Origin of the sequence: Chryseobacterium bernardetii (assembly GCF_003815975.1) — a bacterium.
GTDB lineage: Bacteria > Bacteroidota > Bacteroidia > Flavobacteriales > Weeksellaceae > Chryseobacterium > Chryseobacterium bernardetii.
Map to the genome: position 1 here is coordinate 1,125,536 of NZ_CP033932.1, position 19,806 is coordinate 1,145,341.

Consider the following 19,806-nt stretch of genomic DNA (forward strand, 5'->3'; position numbering starts at 1 on the left):
AAAAAATGAAAATACTACATTTTTTTTAATTATCAGGTGGAAGCTATGTTAAGAGCAGCCACAGTCTTTATCACAAGCAGATCTTTTGGAACTGAATTTCTTAGGCGCAAAATTCTTTTTAAGTACTTTGAATAAAGAGTAGCAGGCAAATGCTACTATTAACGCAACGAGTACATATTGAAAAATTAATGAAGAATCCATTACTTTAAAATTTGATATACTATCATCGACACAAAATATGCCAAACCTGTCATCATAGCCACCTGGAAGCCAGTCCATTTCCAGCTTTTGGTTTCTCTGTAGACTACTGCCAGTGTAGAAACACACTGCATTGCAAATGCATAGAAAAGAAGTACGGAAATCCCGGTTGCAAAGCTGAAAACTTTTTCCCCGTTTGGTTTTACATCTCTTCTCATTTTATCTATCACTTTTACTTCCGGAGCATCATCTTCAAGGCTGTAGAGTGTTGACATGGTACCTACAAATACTTCTCTGGCTACAAAGCTCGTCAGGATCCCTACACCCATTTTCCAGTCGTAGCCCAGCGGAGCAATTATCGGTTCTATTCCTTTCCCCATTTTGGCAAGGTAAGAATGATCCAGATGAACATCTGCAGCAACAAATTGGTCAGGTTTTTGTTTAGGTCCGAAATAGCTTAAAACCCAGATAATAATACTTACAATGAAGATTATTTTCCCTGCTCCTGTAATAAAATCCCATACTTTACCCAAAACCATTTTAAAGTCATATCCGAAAAGCGGTTTTTTATAAGCAGGAAGATCCATTACCAAATAGGTTTTCCCTTTATCTTTAATAAATCTTTTAAGAATTGATGCGGAAAATAAGGCTACTAAAAAGCCTAACAGATACATTCCCATCAGCACCAAAGCCTTATATTTTATTCCTAAAAAGGATCCTTCTGAAATGATTAGTCCGATAATGATACTGTATACCGGAAGCCTTGCAGAACACGTCATGAATGGTGTTACCAATATTGTCAGCAATCTTTCTTTAACGTTCTCAATATTTCTTGTGGAGATAACGGCGGGAATTGCACAGGCAGTCCCTGAAACCAGGGGAACAATACTTTTTCCATTCAGCCCAAAAGGACGAAGGATCCTGTCCATCAGAAAGACCACTCTGGCCATATATCCGGAATCTTCCAATAAATAAAGGAAATAAAGTAGAATACCTATTTGTGGTGCAAAAACTACAATACCTCCGATTCCCGGAATAATTCCGTTAGAAATCAGTGAATTAACAGGCCCTTCCGGCAAATGCTCACTGGTAAATGCCGACAACCATGAGAAAAACCCATCAATCCAATTCATCGGATATTCTGCCAGAAAGAAAACACTCTGGAAGATCACCAACAGGATCATCAAGAAAACCGCATACCCCCAGAATTTATGTACCAAAACCTTATCCAGTTTTTCTGTCAGGAGCTCTTTGAACTGGGGCTTTTTGGAGATCACATTCTCTAGTACCCTATCTATATTCTGGTATCTCCTAACTGTTTCCTGAACCTGTAGCCTTTTAGGAACCAAGCTTTTAGCTTCAGAAGCATTAATCTGATCCATTACAGATTCTATTCTGCCAAGGTCTGTTCCCAAAGAAAGGCTCATCCAGGCTTTATACTCATTATCAAAACCTTTGTGAGATACAATTTTTTGAATGAAATCCCTGTGCTCATTCGGAGTTTCAAAAGATACTTTATCTGTTTTTACAAACTCGTTGCTATAAACAGCATCTTTCACATCATTGATCCCAATCTGCTCTTTGGCATTGGTCTGGATAATTGTAATCCCTAATGCCTCAGAAAATTTCTGAATATCTATTGTAATCCCTCTTCTTTCTGCCTGATCAATCTGATTAACAATCAGAATCATCGGAATTCCAAGATCCTGGATCTGCTGAAACAGAAGAAGGCCTCTTTTTAAGCTTAATGCTTCAAGAATATAAACCACTCCGGCATAGTTTTTCTGCTCATCAAGAAGGTATTTTGAGAAAATAGCTTCATCTTCTGAACTTGGATAAACGCTGTAGGAACCGGGAAGGTCAATCACTTCAACGTCTTCATTTTTATGCGTATAATTTCCAGAATGGCTTGCAACGGTAACACCGGCATAGTTTCCGGTTTTCTGCTTTTTATTACAAAGCGCATTAAAAACCGTTGATTTCCCTACGTTAGGATTCCCAACTAAAAGTATCTGTTTTTTATTATTTGCCTGCATTAATTCAATTCTTCAACAATGATATAATCTCCTTCTTCCTCACGAAGAGCAATCCGGCTTTTCTCTGCTCCAAATTCCACATACATTGGCCCATTAAATGGGGCCTGGTACAAAATTCTGAATGAGGTCTCCGGAAGAAGCCCCATTTCAATAATTTTATTGGGCATTTTAAGATGGTCATTATCATATCCCAATATCTTTCCCATCTTGTTTTTAGGAAATCCACTTAATTTATGTAATTCTTTCTCTTTCAAAGCCCTGATTTTTTGTAGTGCAAATATACGCTATTTAAATTTAATCTAAATAACGTTTCTGTGATAAAAAAAATCAACCCAAATACATTACTGTACCTGGGTTGATTCGGAATATAATTTAGTTGATATGAATGCTTATTTTTTCTTTTTATCTGAAGAAGCTTGTACCTTTTCGATAGGATTATCATTGGCATTAAAATAATCCTTGGTCATTTTTTCCTGTCTTTTCAATGCATCTCCAATGGTTACATCAGATCCCGGCATCTTCATATTCATCATTTCCGGAGATACTTTCTGACGGATTTCTGCCATTGGATCCTGTTTAAAGCTTGCGTAAGCTTTATCAAATTTTTCTTTGGTAGTAGGTGTTACAGTATTGGAAACTCCATATTTCGCGTTGATCTTATCCGAATAAGACAGTTCATCGTAGTTTTCTATCTTTTTATTCCCACTCAACATCCATGAGTAATTTTTCTCATCATCTTCAATCTTCACAATTAAGCCTGGAAGACCATAAAATTTATAAGGACCATCCTGAAAGGGAATATCTGAACTGAACCATGCAGTCCATTTTCTTCCCCCGTATTCTGTAGTAGCTTTCTGGGTGTTGTATTCCCCTATTTTTTGTTTTTCCGGCTGAATATTCCAGGTAAACTTAACAGGATCATCATATCCGAATAAATTCATGCTTACCCTATCGATGTATTGTTGTTTCATTTCCGGATATGTTTTTACAATCTTGTAAGCAAACTTAGGCATCCTGATGAGCTTCGAAATATCCTTCCAGGTTTTTGATTTCTCCATTTCTTCTACAGCAAGTTTGATAATGGAATCCTGTGAAGGAATGGTATAATCCTGATAAATAGACTTTTTAGGGGTAATATCCAAAATCGTAATCAGCTTATCCAGCTTTGCAGAGTCTTTTTTGGGCTTAAAAGTAAGCTCATAAAAGAACCTATTGGCTGTTTCTTTATTATCCTGAGCATTAGCAAAGGCAAAAAGTGCGATAAGAAATACTGAAAATAGCTTTTTCATTTCTCAAGTTTTGTTAATTAGTAATCACTTTTGAAAATTTGTTACAGTTTTTTTCCAATTTATTTTTTAGTTGAGTTTATTGTCGAAATTCTACACCTTCCTATTTTCTTAAATGGATGGCTTCTACAGGAGACTGCAAAATTTATGATTCTCTTACAACATTTTCAGCGTTAAAATTTTTAATTTTAATGTCTTCAAAAACAAAATATTATGGATACTTTATCACAATTTAAAAATGAGCTGGAAGCTGAATACCAGACCACCAGAAAATTCTTTGAAACTTATCCTGAAGAAAAAAATAACTTTGCCCCTCATGAAAAAAGTATGAAAATGCTGCCTCTGGCCACCCACATTGCTGAAATATTTGAATGGCCTAATACTATGCTCAGTACTTCAGAACTTGATTTTGGCAGCGGGGATTATCAGCCCAAGCAACTTTCTACACGAGCAGATCTCCTTCAGACTCTCGACAAGAATTTTAAATTTGGAAAAGAAGCTCTTGAAAATGCTACGGAAAATAACCTTAATGAAACCTGGGCGCTGAAAAATAATGGTGAGGAGCTCGCGAAATGGTCTAAATATGAATCCATCCGTCATGCTTTGAATCAAATTACTCATCACAGAGCCCAATTGGGTGTGTATTACAGGATCAATGACATTCCTCTACCCGGAAGCTATGGCCCTTCTGCTGATCATCAGGCTTTTTAATCAACCATTATATATCTCAACAAAAAAACCAATCCGGCTGGATTGGTTTTTATTTATTTAAAGTTGAATTTTACAGTAAGCATTACCTGGCTTGGACGGAGTTGTATCTTCGTGTAAGAAGAACTGTTCGTTGTTTGGTTGATATTATAGGTTTCAAAGAATTTTCTGTTGGCAATATTCAACCATTTAATTTCAAAATCAATTTTCTTTTTAGACCATGAAAACTGGTACGAAATATCATAGAATGCATTCTTGTATTTGTTAATTCCATCACTTGTATTCACCTGGTCCCAATTAAATCCTACCGTATGGTTTTCTAATGGGTAGAGGTAAACTGCCAAATTGTGATTGAACCCTGAATTGACCCCAAGTCTGCTTTGATTGGCACTTAAACCAATATTATCCTGTTTGTTTCTTGTTAAATTAAGGGTATAATCTATACTGGCCCAGCTGAAATAGGTATTATTGAACTTAAATCCGTAGGTCTGTGTATTGTTTTTGCTTAAATATTGAGTGTCATCCAAGAATGCATCGGATTTTGACAATGTATTTCCAAAGCTTACAGAAGCATTGGTTTTGAATTTTGGAAAATATTTACCAACCTCAACACTGAATTTGTTACTTTTTGAGTGGTTTTCTCTTTCAATGTATTGAATTAAGGTGGAACCTGTTGCCACATCCAAAATTGGAGAGGAAAGCAGATTTCTTTTACTATCGCTTAATAAATAATTTACATTAAAGAATAGATTGTTTAATGGATTTCTATATTCAATTCTTGAACCTGCACTTTTTGAAGTTGTTTGAGGGATTGGATTGTTTGGATCCATCACATTAAATCCTCTTGGACTTAATAACATATATCCTGCATAAGCCGTCTGAATATCTCCAAAATTATTACTGATGTTTCCATTCAGACTTGCTTTCCAAAATGAAGCAAATGAATACTGAATAAATGCATTAGGAGTAAATGTTGTTTTATTTAATGATTTTGAAACCCCTCTAAGATTATCCTCAGCTTTAATACTGTTGAAATTTGCTGGAAAATTAGCAAAAATACTCCAGGCTTCAGATTTATAATTAATACCTACCGAAGCCGAAGGAACAATTTCTGTAAATTTCAGGTTATTTTCATAAATACTACTGTTGAAATTTGGCGGAACGTCATTCGGAATAGAAGGATTTGGAATTGCCTGCCCATCAAAGTTGGTATTAAGTTTATCTGTAGAGAAATCCAATCCTACTTGAGGAGTGAATGTCCATCCTTTTGTAGAAAAACTGATATTTGCAGAATGTGAAGTATCTAAAGTTTTTAGCCTGAATTGTTGTAATGCTGAAGTTCCTGGGGCAAAATATACAATACCATATTGATCTTTTTCATTCGGATCATTCGGATTTGCTTTTGGAAGTTTGTATGGCAACTGTAAATAGCTTGCAGGATCTATTTTCAACGTCTGCTGATCATCCTGATAATTGATATAGGATTTGAAATTAACCATTTTTTCTCCCCATGGAATAATAGTACTCAATGAGTTTTGGAAGGATGATGTAGGAGATTCCAAAGACTGATTTCCTGATCTTCCCGCTCTGTCTGCAAAAGCCCTGTCTGCGTTCCAGAACTGGCTGAAGCTTGTTGTATTTTTGAAGAACCCTTTTTTGGCATTCTTAGTAAAGATCAATTCACCTTTTAGTTTATCCGTATAAAAATTATTTTTTGTACTCATTATCACCGTAGACTGTTGTGGTCTCTGATTGGTTGGAAAATAAGTGGTTTCATTATAATCTTCTCTTTCAACGGCATTGTTGGTGTAATTTGCATTAACCTTCAGCTCCCATTCTTTCTTTTTATCAATATTTGTAAGATAGTTTACGGACAGATAATGAACATTGTTCAACAAATATCTTTTAACCGGTAAATTTGGAGTATTTGCTTTTTCAACATTCAGCCAGTCGTTTTGTGATGCATTAATTCTTTTTCCTTCCCATCCGTTTCCAAATGCCAAAATATTCCCTTCGTTTTCCACCTGCTCACCCATATTATTGGTTTTGTAATTCACTACCCACTGGCTTTTCTGCCCGAAAAACATAGGTGTAAGCTTTACATTCCATAGCCAGGGATCTCCAAAACCGGACCCTACTTCGCCGCGGCCAGTCATGGTTACAGAATTTTTAAGCTTAATATTGATAGCTGCCTGATCTGAAGGTACTTTATCCTGAAGGATCTTTACAGGCTGGTGATTTTCAAGGACCTCCACTTTCTGTACGGCATCTTTTGGCAGAGAATTGTTAATGGTTCCATAACCACCTTCCATAAGATCTTTCCCATTAACGTAAAATTTATTGATCGCGTTACCCTGATAGAGAATTGTTCCGTCTGTATTCACTTCAATTCCGGGAATTTTCTTCATCACATCCGCCAGGGTTCTGTCATTTTTACTGTTGAAAGCCTTAAGATCATAGGAAATGGTATCTCCTCTTGCGGTGATCATTTTGGTTTTCAGCTGTACTTCCTTAATTTCTGTAGCTTCAGACTGCATTTTAAAATTAAGGGTCTGATCACTGTTGCTAATCTGCTTTGTAAGCGGTTTTTGGTTAAATGCCTTCACTTTAAGATCCACATTGGGTTCCTGAGATGTAAAGGTTACCTTGTATTCGCCTTTGGAATTGGTAATCCCGTAAGCAAGAATTGCATCTTTACCAGGTTCTTCAATGGTTACACTCGCACTGGGTATAGCTACCCCATCGTCATCTGTAATTTTTCCGGAAATTGTTTTCTGTGCGAAGGTGAAGACGACCATAGAAAGCGTCAGAAATAAGGAAATATTTTTTTTCATATTCACTATTTGAGTAATTAGTTAATCTTTGTAGCTTTTCGTTACACTTTCTTTAAAGATTTGTTTTTGGATGTAAAGTTAAATCTTATCACTATAAAAATAGTTATTCTGTTTTCTTTAAAAGAAAAAAATACTTCTATTCAAACTTGATCTGTTTTACAAAAATAGAATCTAAAAATATATCTCCGGATATTGAATTGATAACAGTCAAATAACTTTTATTCTTTAATTGATATATTTTTATGGAAATCGTCTGTTAATAAAAGGAATCTATTCTATTCTGAATGGTTTTTTATATGCTTCTATCCTGTAAGTATTTTATAAGAGCATTTTTGGGATTAATAAGAATATTGAAAAAATGCTCAGATACTACTATTTGTTAACATTTTTTATTTAGACTAAATAGTAAAATCTGATTTGAATCATAGATTAAAAAAAAATTAATCACTGGTACATAAATATTTATTTAATAATTTTGTAACATAAAATTTACAAAATGGGAATTATTTTAAAGCCTATAGATGTTGTAGACGATATTTCTAAAGAGGAATTCTACGAAAAATATCTAAAGCCAAGAAGGCCCGTTGTCATCAAAAATATGGCAAAAAAGTGGCCTGCTTACCAGAAATGGACAATGGAATATATGAAGGAGGTTGTAGGAGACGTGGAGGTCCCGTTATATGACAGCTCAAAGGCAGATCCTTCTGCTCCCATCAATGCTTCTGCAGCCAAAATGAAATTCGGAGATTATATTGATCTTATTAAGAGAGAACCTACTGATCTTAGAATTTTCCTTTTTGACCCGATAAAATATGCTCCCAAACTTCTGGAAGATTATATTTCTCCTAAAGAGCTTATGGGCGGTTTCCTTGATAAATATCCGAATATGTTCTTTGGTGGAAAAGGATCTGTAACCTTCCTACATTTCGATATAGATATGGCGCACATTTTCCATACGCACTTCAACGGAAGGAAGCATATCATTCTTTTTGATTATAAATGGAAAGAAAGGTTGTACCAGATCCCTTATGCAACCTATGCATTGGAAGATTATGATATTGAAAACCCTGATTTCACGAAATTCCCTGCACTGGATGGTGTAGAAGGTATTGAATGCTTCCTTGAGCATGGTGACACCTTGTTTATGCCTACAGGATGGTGGCACTGGATGAAATATCTTGACGGATCTTTCTCTATCTCATTAAGAGCCTGGGATAAATCATGGGCAGTAAAGGCTCATTCTTTATGGAACCTTACAGTACAGCGTAAATTTGATGATATCATGAAATCTAATTTCAAAAAGAAATACATGGACTGGAAAGAGAAAGTAGCTATTAAAAGAGCTGAAATAGCTTTAAAAAGAGGCTTACCAAGATAATAAAAAAGACGTTTCAATGAAACGTCTTTTTTATAGTTTAAATATTCATTTACAAACACTTACAATACTCTATACACAGGATACTGCCTGAAAGTTTTTTCTTCAAAATAAGGAGAATGCCTGTATACCCAATCCAACTGGGCTGCGCCATCTTCTGACAACTTTTGGTCTGATTTCTTTGCTGCTTCAAAAGCTTCTCTAAGTTTCTGGTCTTTCTTCAGCAACTCTGCAGCAGTATCTTCAAAAATATAGGCTGAATAATATTCTTTCTGAGCCAGAATACCATCAAAGAAATTCCAGTTAAAAAAAGAATCTAATGCTTCAGGTTCAAGGGTTTCTATAATATATTTTACCCCCGGCTGGCTGGTAGAAACAATATAGTCTCCAGCGGCAAATTTCTGATCCTTTTTATTCACATCTACAGTGGTCTCATAATGTAGATAATGTCCTTCGTAAGGATTTTTTACCGTTTTAAAATCCTTAATCCTGTAAGATTCTACAGCAATAGTGCTGTCCTCCTGCATTGGTTTCATCTGAATTCCGTTTCTTTTAAACTCTTCAATAACTCTATATTGAGATTGTGGGATCACATAGTATTTTGGAATGGTAATATATCCTGTAGGAACTGCTGTATTGAATAATTTTATGTTCTTTGTGAAAGGTTTATTCCTGTCATAATACAGTCTTGGTTTTCCGGAAATATCGCTTGGCCTGTATTGCCCTTCATACCCTTTAAAATCCATAGTAGTGTACTTGGCAGAGTCAATTTTCCAGCGGATTCCGTATTGTTTCCCGGCCTGATACTGCTTAAGGTTCTCTATACGAAGCTGTTTTATTTTCTGATAATCTTTATCCAGGTTTTGCAGGTTAACCAGCATATATTTGTAGGTGGCATCTACTCTCTTGTCATAGGGCTTCAGCATGTGAGTTTCAGGAACTGTTCCCAAAGAGTTGAACAAAGTGGTATACCCTGTAGAATATCTCGGAGAGTCTTCGAACGAAGCGAAACCTACTTCCGGAATATCACCATGAATATTAACGTAAGGAGTACTTTCGTAGCCTAATTTCTTCATATCATCGAGGTTTTTAGCCTGATAATCGTTGTAAAAGTAATTTCCTAATATATTCCCCAGGCGTTCTTTAAAGGTTGATATATAGGTAAACGTATATTGATAATCGGCACCGTTACTGACATGGTTATCAATAAAAACATCAGGTTTCAGCCATTGATAGATTTCCTGGAAACTTCTGGCATTTTTAGAATCTGCTTTAATGAAATCCCTGTTTAGGTCATAGTTTCTTGCATTTCCTCTGAAACCGTACTGTTCCGGCCCATTCTGGTTGGCTCTTGAATATGAACCTCTGTTCAGCATACCGCTGATATTATAAGCTGAAATAGCGGCTATGATAAAATTTTGAGGAGTTTTGATCTTTTTTGTTGCCAGATCTCTCATCAACATCATGGTGGCATCAATTCCGTCAGGTTCTCCCGGATGAATTCCGTTGTTGATAAAGAGAATGGCTTTATCTTTTCTTAGTTTTTCAGGATCTTTTTCAGGAAAAGGATTATACACAACCACATAAATGGGTTTTCCGTTGTCATCTTCTCCTTTTTTAAGGTATTGAATGGTATTGAAGTTTTTAACCAAATCCTGGTAATATGTGTTCATTTCATCATAAGTAACAGTTTGGTTACCATTTCCTTTTTCAAAAGGGGTCTGAAACGTTTTTTGACCAAAAACCAGGGATGAACTCAGGATAAGCAGATATTTCAGTTTCATTATTAACATATTTTCGGGATTTAAAATTAGTCAATAAGATCCTGCCGGGAAAACAATATAAAGATCATTCTATTATTTTTCTGCTTTCTTTACAATCATAAATTAAAGATTCCTTGATTTGATTTCTCTATTCACCAGATTCAGGTTAATAAGTAAAGGCGTCATCGTTACCGGCATAACTATAAATGGAGTGAATGCAGCAAAGGGAAAGCCTTTAGCTCCTTTCATCACCAGAAGGACAATAAAGGCTATGATTCCTAGTAAAAAAATAACTCCGAAACCTATAGAAACTCCTTTAATTGTATTTCCTTTTTTAATGAGTTCTTCATCCGTTAATGATTCGTAAATGTTCTTCTTCATTGGAAGATTTTTTTGTGTTATGAATATATATTATCTGTTCAGCATATCACCATTCCGTCCTTTTTCTGTAGGGTATAAGGATGGAAGCGGATCACTTTGCCAGAATTCATTGGTATCAATATCCATGATGGATAAGGCTCCTGTAAAGGCTGCCCCGGTATCCATATTCCAGATATTGGCTTTGTTGACAGGGGTTTTACTTCCGATATACAGCGTTGGTGTGTGACCGATGAATATTTCTTTGTAAAGAAGCAGTCTTTTGGGGTATAGTAAAGAGTTTTTGGCTAGTTTTTTATCCATGGCTACAGCTGTTTCCCAAAGGGTTCTGTCCCAACGGTAATTGCTGGAATATACTTCTTTTTCCGGGCCATGCATGGAAGAATATCCGGCATGAATAAACAACCGGTTCTGATCGTCAACATGATAGCTTTTCATACGCTGAAAAAATTCAAGATGGATTTCCTGATCTTCCTGAGAATAGTTTTCATAACTATCTACCGTACTTTTTCCTCCATTGGAAAGCCAGACTCCAGGCCCTTCTCCACGGGTCAGCCAATCTTCACACCAAACATCATGATTCCCTTTGATGAAAATACATTGGTGATTTTCGGAAAGTTCTATCAAGGTCTGAATAACCAGGGAAGATTCGCTCCAGCCGTCCACATAATCTCCAAGAAAAACCAATCTGTCATCCGGGGTAACCCCGGCTCTTTCAAGTACCTGATTTAGTGCCTTACATCCCCCGTGAATATCACCTATAACTAATGTTCTGCTCATAGTCTACTTTCGTTGATGAAAAGATAAGCCATTATCTTTAAAATAATGGCTTTTTAGTTTAACACTGTTGTTTTTTTATCACTTTGAAATGTATTTCGGGTCTACAAATTCTGTGAGCCAGACTCCGTTGGCAGAAAGGTAGAAAGCAATTCCGTCTTCATACATTTTTCCGGTTCTGATGGTCAGAATTATCGGTTTACCATGTCTCATTCCAACCTTTGTAGCAGTCTCTCTATCAGCACTTAAGTGTACATGCTGACGACTTCTTTTTTCAATTCCTTTTTCTAAAATGGAAGAAATATTGGCTTCTGCAGTTCCGTGATACAAGAAATCGGGAGGCTGTAATGCTTCCAGGGCTAAATCTATATTGATAGAATGCCCCTGACTGGCTCTGATCTTTGTTTTATCTTCATTGAAGGCAAATCTCTTTTTATTATTGGTTTCAACCACCTCATCTAATTCTTCCAGAGAAAAATATACTTTCTTTTTCGCTGATCTTTCTCTCAATTCTTCTACATCTGCCCATCCATTTTCATCCAGCTTAAGACCGATAGTTTCAGGTTGGTGCCGCAGAATAAGGCTTAAAAATTTACTAATTCTTTTGGTTTCTATTTCGTTCATTGTTTTGTGTTTTAATTAAATATAGTTTTTCACATAATTTTTCAATATCATCCTTTCTCACCAGCTCGCCAATCCATTCCTTAGGAATATTTTCATAACCATAATAAATTCCGGCCAATCCTCCTGTTATGGCTCCTGTGGTATCTGTATCTTCACCCAGATTTACCGCTCTCAATACAGCTTCTGAATAACTTTCTGAGTTTAAAAAGCACCATAAAGAGGCTTCCAGGCTATGGAGAACATAGCCGCTTCCTCTTATTTCATCTTCAGCATATCCGGAAATATCATTTTTTAAGATCCTATTAAAAAGTTCCATTTCTTTTGGGTTAAAACCTTGCTCTTCAGCATATTTTAAAGTGATATTTCGTGTTTGTTCATATGCTTCTCTTTTGTTCTTCCCTTTAAGCAATTGAATGGCAAAAATAACATAGATGAAACAGGCAAAAACAGATCTGAAATGGCCATGGGTAATGGCTGAAACTTCCTTTACAGTCTGATATAGCTTCTGAATGTCCTCTTCATTTTCAAGATAAAAAGCTAAGGGAAGAATTCTCATTAAAGAACCATTCCCATTATCTTCTTCAAAAACATTTCCTGAAAACCTTGCACTTTCTCCTTTGATTATTCTTGCGATGGAGTGTCTTGTGGTTCCTCCGATATCAAAAAGACTTCCATGGGCAGTCCAATGGCCATATTTCACCCATTGTACAAAGCTTTGTCCGACTTTTTCCAGATCATAACCTTTTGTAAGTTCTTCTGCAAGACAAAGCGTAAGAGAGCTATCGTCACTCCAGGTTCCCTTGGGCTGATTCCAGGACATATATTCCAGCATTTTAGTTACAGGAAATCGCTTTAAATAATCTCTATCTTTAAACTCTACAGGAACTCCGAAGGCATCGCCAATGCACACCCCCATAATTCCTGCTTTTACTTTATTTTCCATCAGGCTAGGTTGACCAGTTTATCAAATAAAAGTTTCATTCCCTGTGTTGCTGTTTCTTTCATCACTACCGCTCTTTGTCCGTAGCCAAAACCTGTTTCATTAGGATTGATTACAATCAAAAGACAATCATCTTTAATATCATGAATTAATCCGGCCGCAGGATAAACCTGTAATGAGGTTCCTATTACCAGTAAAATATCTGAATCTTTTACCATTTCTCTTGCTTCCTGATATAAAGGAACGTCTTCCCCAAACCAAACGATAAATGGTCTTAACTGAGCTCCATCTTCAGCTTTATCGCCAATATTGATATCTCCTTTTTGTTCATAAACCAGTCTTTTATTGTTACTGGAACATGATTTAAACAATTCTCCATGAATATGAAGGATCTTAGTAGAACCGGCTCTTTCATGAAGATCATCAATATTTTGGGTAATAATCTGAACATCAAAATATTTTTCCAGCTCTGCCGCTAGTTTGTGGGCTTCATTAGGTTGTACTTCATGCAGCTGACGTCTTCTCTGGTTGTAAAACTCCAATACCAAAGCTCTGTCTTTTCTCCAGCCTTCGGGGCTGGCCACGTCTGTTACATTATGGTTTTCCCAAAGACCGTCTCCGTCTCTGAAGGTTTGTATTCCGCTTTCAGCACTGATTCCTGCTCCGCTTAATATGGTTAGTTTTTTCATTGGTTTAAATTTTGTGTGTACATTGTTTTGACCACTAATGTTTTTTACCATCCTATGGATTTGTGGTAGTTATTTTTAAAGCATTCACCAGGGTTTCTATTTCTTTATTTGAAGACCCTTTAAAGTCGTTTCCTACAAATACTTTGATAACTTCTATATTACCAACAATGGCCTGATTGAATGCATCCAGCTCTTCCGAAGGAACCCAGAGTTCATTATGATTTCTGGCGCCTACATTCTGTGCCGGATATTGATGAGCTACTTCCTCTAAAACATCAAACCGGGTAACAAAACCAAGATAATTTCCAAAGTCATCCCTGGTATTCCATTTCTCAGCTATTTCTGAGGCATAGTTTTCATCCAGTACCGGATAAAAGATGGGCTGCCATTCCAGTCTTGGCGGAAATTTTTTATATCCGTTTTCAATGATAAGAACCATTTCCTTTTCTCCTACCGGTCTGTACAATCTTGTTGTTTTCATGTTATTCATCTTAATTTGATCCAATCCTGCGAGCAATCTCACGAGGTAAAGGATATATTTTCTCTATGGGCAGCAGTTTTTTTGCTTTATCATATTCTCCCTGTTTGGTAAGGGTTAAAATCTTTTTTACCAGGGGTGAATAATCTTCTATTTTGACAATCCAGTCTTCATTAAATTCTTCTATCAGATAGCGGCTGATACCCACCTGAATGGAACGATATTCCAGCTTGTTTCCCTTGATATTCCTTTCAGGATCCCACTGTACATATACTTTGGCATTTTCAAACTCTTGTTCCCAGGTTTTTGGATTGGGATACACTCTTTTTTCAGGCGAGGTTAAAATTGCTAACTCCAGTGCTTTTTCCCATGCTTCCCTCTTAATATGGATCGCAAGGGTATATTCTTGATTTGATTTCTGTCCGTAATTGCTTCGTTCCATCATCCATAGGAAAGAAGGCTTAATCCACGTCATCCTGCTGAATGAAAAAGGAGCACTGAACTTTTGGTTTTCTACTGCAGCCTTTGCAATGGCTTTATTGTAAGCCTGATAGACAACAATCGTATCACGGGTATAATCTGCTCTTATTTCAAATTCTTTCATCGCTTATTAATCAAAATCATAGACATACACCTCAATATTCTTGTTCAGTAAGGTTCTTTCTATGATGGGTTCTATCTGTTCCCATTTTCCGCCAGCCAGCCCGCAGCCAATTCTTGGCATATGAATGCTTGCATTGATTTCCAGCGCTTCTTTGGCTAATGTTTCCAGGCATTTTTCAATAGCTTCATATCGAACTGGAACTCCGTTCCTTCCTGTTTTCATTCCTTTCTGGCCGATCATATTGGCTACATACATGTATTGTTCTACCTGTACGATCTGGATTTCTCCAAGCCCAAAATTATTTTCGTTTCTGAAACGGTGCCAGTTCCTGTATTCTTTTTCCGGTTCTTTCCACCTTTTGGAAACGGCCAGTACAAAGCCTTTTCCCCAGCCTCCAAGATCATTGCAGATATGAGCAATGATTTTTATTCCTTTTGCCTGTGGAACTGTAGCATCTCCTTTTAAATAGTGTATCGTTTTCATTGTTTCTTTTCCAAATTCCATTGTTTGCCTCATCATTTATCCTTCCCTTAAATATAAGATTAAAACCTCTGTATTCAGTATTAAATCAGTCTTTTAAAATCTTTTGAATAAGGAGAAAAAGATCCGAAAAGGGTATCAAATTTCATTTCCAGCTTATCAAACTCAAATTCCTCATCCATTTGATCTAAACAGGTTACCACTAAATTCTTTTTTGTTGGATTTACATAGGCTCCATCCAGTTTTAAGGCATAATTCAGCAGTTTATAATCCAAATCACCATACCTCAAATCTTTTTGATATTCATTAAAAGTACAGGTTTCCTCTTCATTGTTTTTCAGCGTCAGCTCTTTTTCTTTGCTCATCCAGCCATTTCCGTGGCGGGTTGCATAGCATCTGGTCACGTAATACATTTCAATGTCTTCAATATGAAGTTTATTACAGATATCGTAAGCGTTTTTTGATGTGGTATGAGCATAGGTTACATTCGGAAAAACACCATGATCCATATCGAGCAAAATGCCCTGACTGCCTTCAAAAATAAGGTTTTCATATGAATTCAGATAACTGTAATCATCAATCTTCCAATCTATTTCAGCAATAACTTTTAAAAAAGGATTGATCTGTTCATTAATCTCATCTTCATCCATAAAGCCGTAGTAATAAGCAATTCCTTTCAGTTTTTCTGTCAACATTTCTTTTGGTGCAATAAGATCAATGGCGAATAGTTTGTAAGGGCTTTCATTTCTTTTCATAGTGGCGCCTACTCCTTTTCCGCAGGTTCCGTGTTCCAGGTTCTTCGAATTGTTCCTGTTTTGCCAGACATCAAAAGGCGTGGTTACCTTGGCTAAAGGATGAATGTGAAGCTCTGTACTTCCATTTTTTGCTGTTAATTCTTCTCTTTCATTGAACAGAAATTGAGGATGAATAGTACAATGTTCCGTAAAATAAGACGGTAATCCGCGAAGAGCTCCGCTTGCAAAGCTGGAATGAATATGTTTCCTTCCATCCATCATAACGGTATGAGCAGCCTGTTGCCCTCCAGAAAACCGGATCACTACAGACTCAGGGTTTTGCTGAGCCAGAAAATCTGTAGTAATTCCTTTTCCTTCATCTCCGAAACCTAATCCTATAACTATTTGCGCCTTTTTCATGTCTGACATTATTTAAAATTATTGCTCTATCGGCAAATCTGTAATTTAAAGCATTGGTATGTTGTCTAATCCACTCAGGTTTGGTGTTCCAAAGGTTTTATCTTTAAACTTTTCACAGATAATCCTTTTGATAACCTCCGGAATGTCTCTGTGGTCTTCTATTGATATGCAATTCTGCCCCAACAGCTCTTTCCAGCCTCTGTCTGCCCTTACCGCCTGATCGGAATGTAAAACACTGATGTGATATACCTCGTATCTTTTTTGAGCTTCTTCCAACAGCTCATAATGAGTATAGGTTTGTTGCCCTGAGCCCATTATTTCCCTGATGGCCGATGCCGGAAGTACTTTCAGGCAAGGTTCGTCTCCAACAGTAAACAATATGCCTTTCTGATTTCTTTTTTCAAAGGCATCCGTTCTGGTATGAAATGCTGCAAAATACCATGCTAAAAGATAGCTTTCACCAGCATTTCCGCCACCGCCGGATTCAATATAAGTACGGGTAAGCCACATATCCAGTTCTTCATCTCCCGACTCAAACTGCCCTACCTGAAGCGGATAGCTGTCACATTCATGATCTCCTATTCCCAGGAAAAGCAATGCAGGATCAGGAACTCCACCCTGGATAATGCCACCCATCAGTTTTGGCAAGCCTTCTCTTATAAGTTCGTAAGGTATATGGCCCATACTTCCGGTAACATCCAATCCCAGAATAATAGGAACTGAATTAGGATGTACTTCAGAATCTCTGGATTCCCTGAAGGAAATTCCGTTTGGAATCATTGACGGGTGTGCCTGTCTTTTGGCATTCTGTGTGAAAATTTCACTTGCGGATTTTGTTCCGTAACCTGCTTTACTAGCTCTGTCATAACGAGCGTCTATATCGTATCTTGTACTTCCCATGATTAATATTTTTTTCCAAATAAATATTCAAATCTCTTTCTGGTAATTTCTAACTGAATATTCAGATTTCTGATTGTTAATGATAATTCCATGTCTTTCTGAACGAATGCTTCGGGATTAAAATCCGCAAAAGTCAAACTGTTTCTGTCCAAAGGGCTAATATCAATAAGTCCTTCCTGCTCACGCTCAAGTCTTTTTATTTTCAACTCGATGTCTTCTACCTTACGTCTGTAGATCAGTTCTGAATCTTCTCCAATCGTTTGCGCACGATCTTCTCTGATTTGATCATTGTTTCTTTGTAATGATTCGACAAATCTTGGTTTCAATTCATCTTCCATATCTGAGCATTTTTTGTGTTATTATTACGCTAATTAAAAAGAGCATAGTTATACATCATTCCTGCATTCATTTTAACAGGAATACATTACATCGGTTCTTAAAACATATTTTAATCCGCTAATCAGTGTTTTTCCTTCGTGTCTTAAAGGATGATAAAAAACTAGTGCAGTACCTTTTTTAGGAGCTACTGTGAAAAGGTTTTCAAATTCTGTTTCTCCGCCTTCAAAATCATCATTCAGATAAATTAAAAATGTATAGAAACTTTTTTCCTTTTCATTTCTGATATAGCTTCCATCCCGGTGCATTTTAAACTGCTGTCCCGGGGAATATTTGTATACTCTGAACATTTCATTAAAGTTTAAAAGGTTGCAGTTCTCATGTTCCTGAGGAAGAAATTCAGAGGCTTTTCTAAAAAGATTTTCAGCCATTTTATTATCGAAAATCATCAGCCTGTCATTGTTCCGGATTCCTTTACTCATCATCTGCCGTCCACCCACATTTATTTTTGCTTCCTCAAAGGTTTTCCCTTCCGATAAGGCAATGTAATCATCACATTCAGCTTCTGACAGGAAATCTTCAATCAGAAATACCTGTGGATGCAGTTCTATTTTTTCCATGATCAATATTTTGTGTTGGTTATTGTGTTTTTATCCTCTCAATTCATCCCGGACTTCCATTAAAGCAAATCCTAAAAGGTTTTCTCCATTCCATAATAAAGGATTTTCTGCTCTTGGATCTGTCTCCAGCATTCCGATCCCCCAAACAGTGTCATAAGGGCTGGCTTCTACCAGGATTTTATCGCCTGTTGATAAAAGAAAATCTTTATATTTATTGTTTTGGGAGAACTTTAAAAGGTTTCCTTGTTTTACAATTTCATATTTGTGTTCATTCCAAACGTTCGGATCAAAATTTTTAACTTTCCTTCCCAAAGCTTTCACCTGATTAGGAGTGGATGCCTGTAAGATTTTTTCTAAAATTTCAGCATCATTGAATAATCTCGCTTTACCGGCCATCATATAGTGTTCTGCTGTTTTGTAAACAATCCCGTTTTCTTCAAACTTTCCTGTAAACCATTGGCTGAAACATGACTTGGTAATCTCATCCTTCACAGTATGTCCCCAGAAAAATAAAAACTTTATCTTTTGTTTTTTCTGAAATCTGTCTTTAATATTTTGTATGGTGTATTTCATATTGCGTTATTTCTACACAAATGTAATACAATATCATTTTATACACCAAATTTATTTGCGTTATTTTTACACTAATAAATATAAAACACTGATTATCAGAATAAAAAATTATCTATTATAAAATATTAATGACACAATGGAATTCTTAAATATAAAAAAGACGGACCTTAGTCCGTCTCTATTGAATATAACTTCTTACTATATCTTCTTAAATGTGTGATTTGTGGTTAAAAACTATTTGATTTCGAAATAGAACCCCTGTTCTTCGAGTTCCTTATACTTTTCCTGATTGAAGGTAAAGAGTTTTCCGGGTCTTCCGCTTCCCTCTTTTTTAACATTATTGGTTTCATTAAGCAATCCATAGCTCATGATTTTTTTACGGAAGTTTCTGCGGTCTATTTCCTGCCCTACAATCGTTTTATAAAGATTTTCAAGGTCTGAAAAAGGGAATTCTTCGTTAAGGAGATTAAAGCCAATAGGCTGATATTGAATTTTTGTACGAAGCCTTTTCAAGGCAATATCAATAATATTTTTGTGGTCGAAAGCTAAAGAGGGAAGCTGGTTTACACTGAACCATTGGGCATCATCTGCATCGGAATCTGCAAACAGTTCATGATAAGAAGGGTTTACAAGCCCCAGATATGCTACAGAAACCACCCTATTTCTAGGATCGCGGCCAACATTACCAAATGTATAGAGTTGTTCTAAAAAATCAGGCTTTATACCTGCTTCTTCATAAAGTTCTCTTTTTACGGCATCATCCAGATTTTCATCATCTAAAACAAGCCCTCCCGGAAGAGCCCAGCCGCCTTTAAAAGGTTCAATATTTCTTTTGATTAAAAGGATTTGAAGGTCTTTTTTATCGAAATACCCAAAAATAACGGCATCTACCGCTACTTTGATATCCTGTAATTTTTTTGGAGACTCCATAAAATTAATTTGCGTTACGAATACACAAAATTATGAATAAATATTATTATATGCTTATAATCTTATATTTTGTTTACCCAACATTTTCTAGCTATTAAAATAAAAAACCGCTTCTTAATTGAA

Annotated in this window: 21 protein-coding genes; 2 read left to right on the forward strand and 19 right to left on the reverse strand. The window is 36.3% G+C overall.

The window, feature by feature from the left end; all coding sequences use genetic code 11:
- Positions 1-200 precede the first annotated feature (200 nt).
- The 3 genes from feoB to EG339_RS05285 all read right to left on the reverse strand — a co-directional run bounded on the left by feoB (position 201) and on the right by EG339_RS05285 (position 3,523).
- Positions 201-2,234: a ferrous iron transport protein B gene (feoB, locus tag EG339_RS05275; protein WP_123869185.1), complete on the reverse strand. Its 2,034-nt coding sequence runs from the start codon at positions 2,232-2,234 to the stop codon at positions 201-203.
- A complete protein-coding gene (locus EG339_RS05280) occupies positions 2,234-2,440 on the reverse strand; it encodes a FeoA family protein (RefSeq protein ID WP_066694840.1) in 207 nt (68 codons plus the stop codon). The genes feoB and EG339_RS05280 overlap by 1 nt, the downstream gene beginning before the upstream one ends.
- Positions 2,441-2,623: 183 nt before the next feature.
- Complete coding sequence (locus EG339_RS05285) at positions 2,624-3,523, reverse strand: GLPGLI family protein (protein ID WP_123869186.1); 900 nt, start codon at positions 3,521-3,523, stop codon at positions 2,624-2,626.
- 210 nt (positions 3,524-3,733) lie between these two features.
- Here EG339_RS05285 and EG339_RS05290 point away from each other — a divergent pair, with 210 nt between their 5' ends.
- Positions 3,734-4,231 carry a DinB family protein gene (locus tag EG339_RS05290; protein WP_123869187.1) on the forward strand — a complete coding sequence of 166 codons (498 nt, stop codon included), beginning with the start codon at positions 3,734-3,736 and terminating at the stop codon, positions 4,229-4,231.
- A 53-nt stretch (positions 4,232-4,284) separates the two neighbouring features.
- On the opposite strand, the gene EG339_RS05295 is transcribed toward EG339_RS05290, so the two are convergent.
- Complete coding sequence (locus EG339_RS05295; RefSeq protein WP_123869188.1) at positions 4,285-7,062, reverse strand: TonB-dependent receptor; 2,778 nt, start codon at positions 7,060-7,062, stop codon at positions 4,285-4,287.
- Positions 7,063-7,558: 496 nt separating this feature from the next.
- Here EG339_RS05295 and EG339_RS05300 point away from each other — a divergent pair, with 496 nt between their 5' ends.
- Positions 7,559-8,440 carry a cupin-like domain-containing protein gene (locus tag EG339_RS05300; protein ID WP_123869189.1) on the forward strand — a complete coding sequence of 294 codons (882 nt, stop codon included), beginning with the start codon at positions 7,559-7,561 and terminating at the stop codon, positions 8,438-8,440.
- A 59-nt stretch (positions 8,441-8,499) separates the two neighbouring features.
- Here EG339_RS05300 and EG339_RS05305 read toward each other — a convergent pair whose 3' ends face one another.
- The 15 genes from EG339_RS05305 to EG339_RS05375 all read right to left on the reverse strand — a co-directional run bounded on the left by EG339_RS05305 (position 8,500) and on the right by EG339_RS05375 (position 19,683).
- Positions 8,500-10,221 (reverse strand): M14 family metallopeptidase, encoded by a 1,722-nt coding sequence (locus EG339_RS05305; protein ID WP_123869190.1) that lies wholly within the window; start codon positions 10,219-10,221, stop codon positions 8,500-8,502.
- A gap of 102 nt (positions 10,222-10,323) precedes the next feature.
- Positions 10,324-10,581 carry a hypothetical protein gene (locus EG339_RS05310; RefSeq protein ID WP_123869191.1) on the reverse strand — a complete coding sequence of 86 codons (258 nt, stop codon included), beginning with the start codon at positions 10,579-10,581 and terminating at the stop codon, positions 10,324-10,326.
- Positions 10,582-10,611: 30 nt separating this feature from the next.
- Complete coding sequence (locus EG339_RS05315) at positions 10,612-11,358, reverse strand: metallophosphoesterase (protein ID WP_123869192.1); 747 nt, start codon at positions 11,356-11,358, stop codon at positions 10,612-10,614.
- Positions 11,359-11,436: 78 nt separating this feature from the next.
- Positions 11,437-11,979 carry an RNA 2'-phosphotransferase gene (locus EG339_RS05320; RefSeq protein WP_123869193.1) on the reverse strand — a complete coding sequence of 181 codons (543 nt, stop codon included), beginning with the start codon at positions 11,977-11,979 and terminating at the stop codon, positions 11,437-11,439.
- Positions 11,951-12,922, reverse strand: a complete 972-nt coding sequence (locus EG339_RS05325) for an ADP-ribosylglycohydrolase family protein (RefSeq protein WP_123869194.1) — start codon at positions 12,920-12,922, stop codon at positions 11,951-11,953. Before EG339_RS05325 ends, EG339_RS05320 begins: the two co-directional genes overlap by 29 nt.
- Positions 12,922-13,608 (reverse strand): Sir2 family NAD-dependent protein deacetylase, encoded by a 687-nt coding sequence (locus EG339_RS05330; RefSeq protein ID WP_123869195.1) that lies wholly within the window; start codon positions 13,606-13,608, stop codon positions 12,922-12,924. The genes EG339_RS05325 and EG339_RS05330 overlap by 1 nt, the downstream gene beginning before the upstream one ends.
- Before the next feature lie 52 nt (positions 13,609-13,660).
- Entirely contained in the window at positions 13,661-14,089 is a 429-nt protein-coding gene (locus EG339_RS05335; RefSeq protein WP_123869196.1) for an ADP-ribosylation/crystallin J1, read from the reverse strand.
- 10 nt (positions 14,090-14,099) lie between these two features.
- Entirely contained in the window at positions 14,100-14,690 is a 591-nt protein-coding gene (locus EG339_RS05340; RefSeq protein ID WP_123869197.1) for a DUF4291 domain-containing protein, read from the reverse strand.
- A gap of 6 nt (positions 14,691-14,696) precedes the next feature.
- Complete coding sequence (locus EG339_RS05345) at positions 14,697-15,173, reverse strand: macro domain-containing protein (protein WP_123869198.1); 477 nt, start codon at positions 15,171-15,173, stop codon at positions 14,697-14,699.
- Between the two features lie 80 nt (positions 15,174-15,253).
- A complete protein-coding gene (locus EG339_RS05350; RefSeq protein WP_123869199.1) occupies positions 15,254-16,324 on the reverse strand; it encodes an adenylosuccinate synthetase in 1,071 nt (356 codons plus the stop codon).
- 45 nt (positions 16,325-16,369) lie between these two features.
- Entirely contained in the window at positions 16,370-17,224 is an 855-nt protein-coding gene (locus tag EG339_RS05355; RefSeq protein ID WP_123869200.1) for a hypothetical protein, read from the reverse strand.
- Positions 17,225-17,226: 2 nt separating this feature from the next.
- Positions 17,227-17,562 (reverse strand): hypothetical protein, encoded by a 336-nt coding sequence (locus EG339_RS05360; protein ID WP_123869201.1) that lies wholly within the window; start codon positions 17,560-17,562, stop codon positions 17,227-17,229.
- Positions 17,563-17,634: 72 nt separating this feature from the next.
- Complete coding sequence (locus tag EG339_RS05365; protein ID WP_123869202.1) at positions 17,635-18,180, reverse strand: prolyl hydroxylase family protein; 546 nt, start codon at positions 18,178-18,180, stop codon at positions 17,635-17,637.
- 30 nt (positions 18,181-18,210) lie between these two features.
- Complete coding sequence (locus EG339_RS05370) at positions 18,211-18,753, reverse strand: NADAR family protein (RefSeq protein ID WP_123869203.1); 543 nt, start codon at positions 18,751-18,753, stop codon at positions 18,211-18,213.
- Between the two features lie 234 nt (positions 18,754-18,987).
- On the reverse strand, positions 18,988-19,683 hold the full coding sequence (locus tag EG339_RS05375; protein ID WP_123869204.1) for an NUDIX hydrolase: 696 nt from the start codon (positions 19,681-19,683) through the stop codon (positions 18,988-18,990).
- Positions 19,684-19,806: the final 123 nt, after the last annotated feature.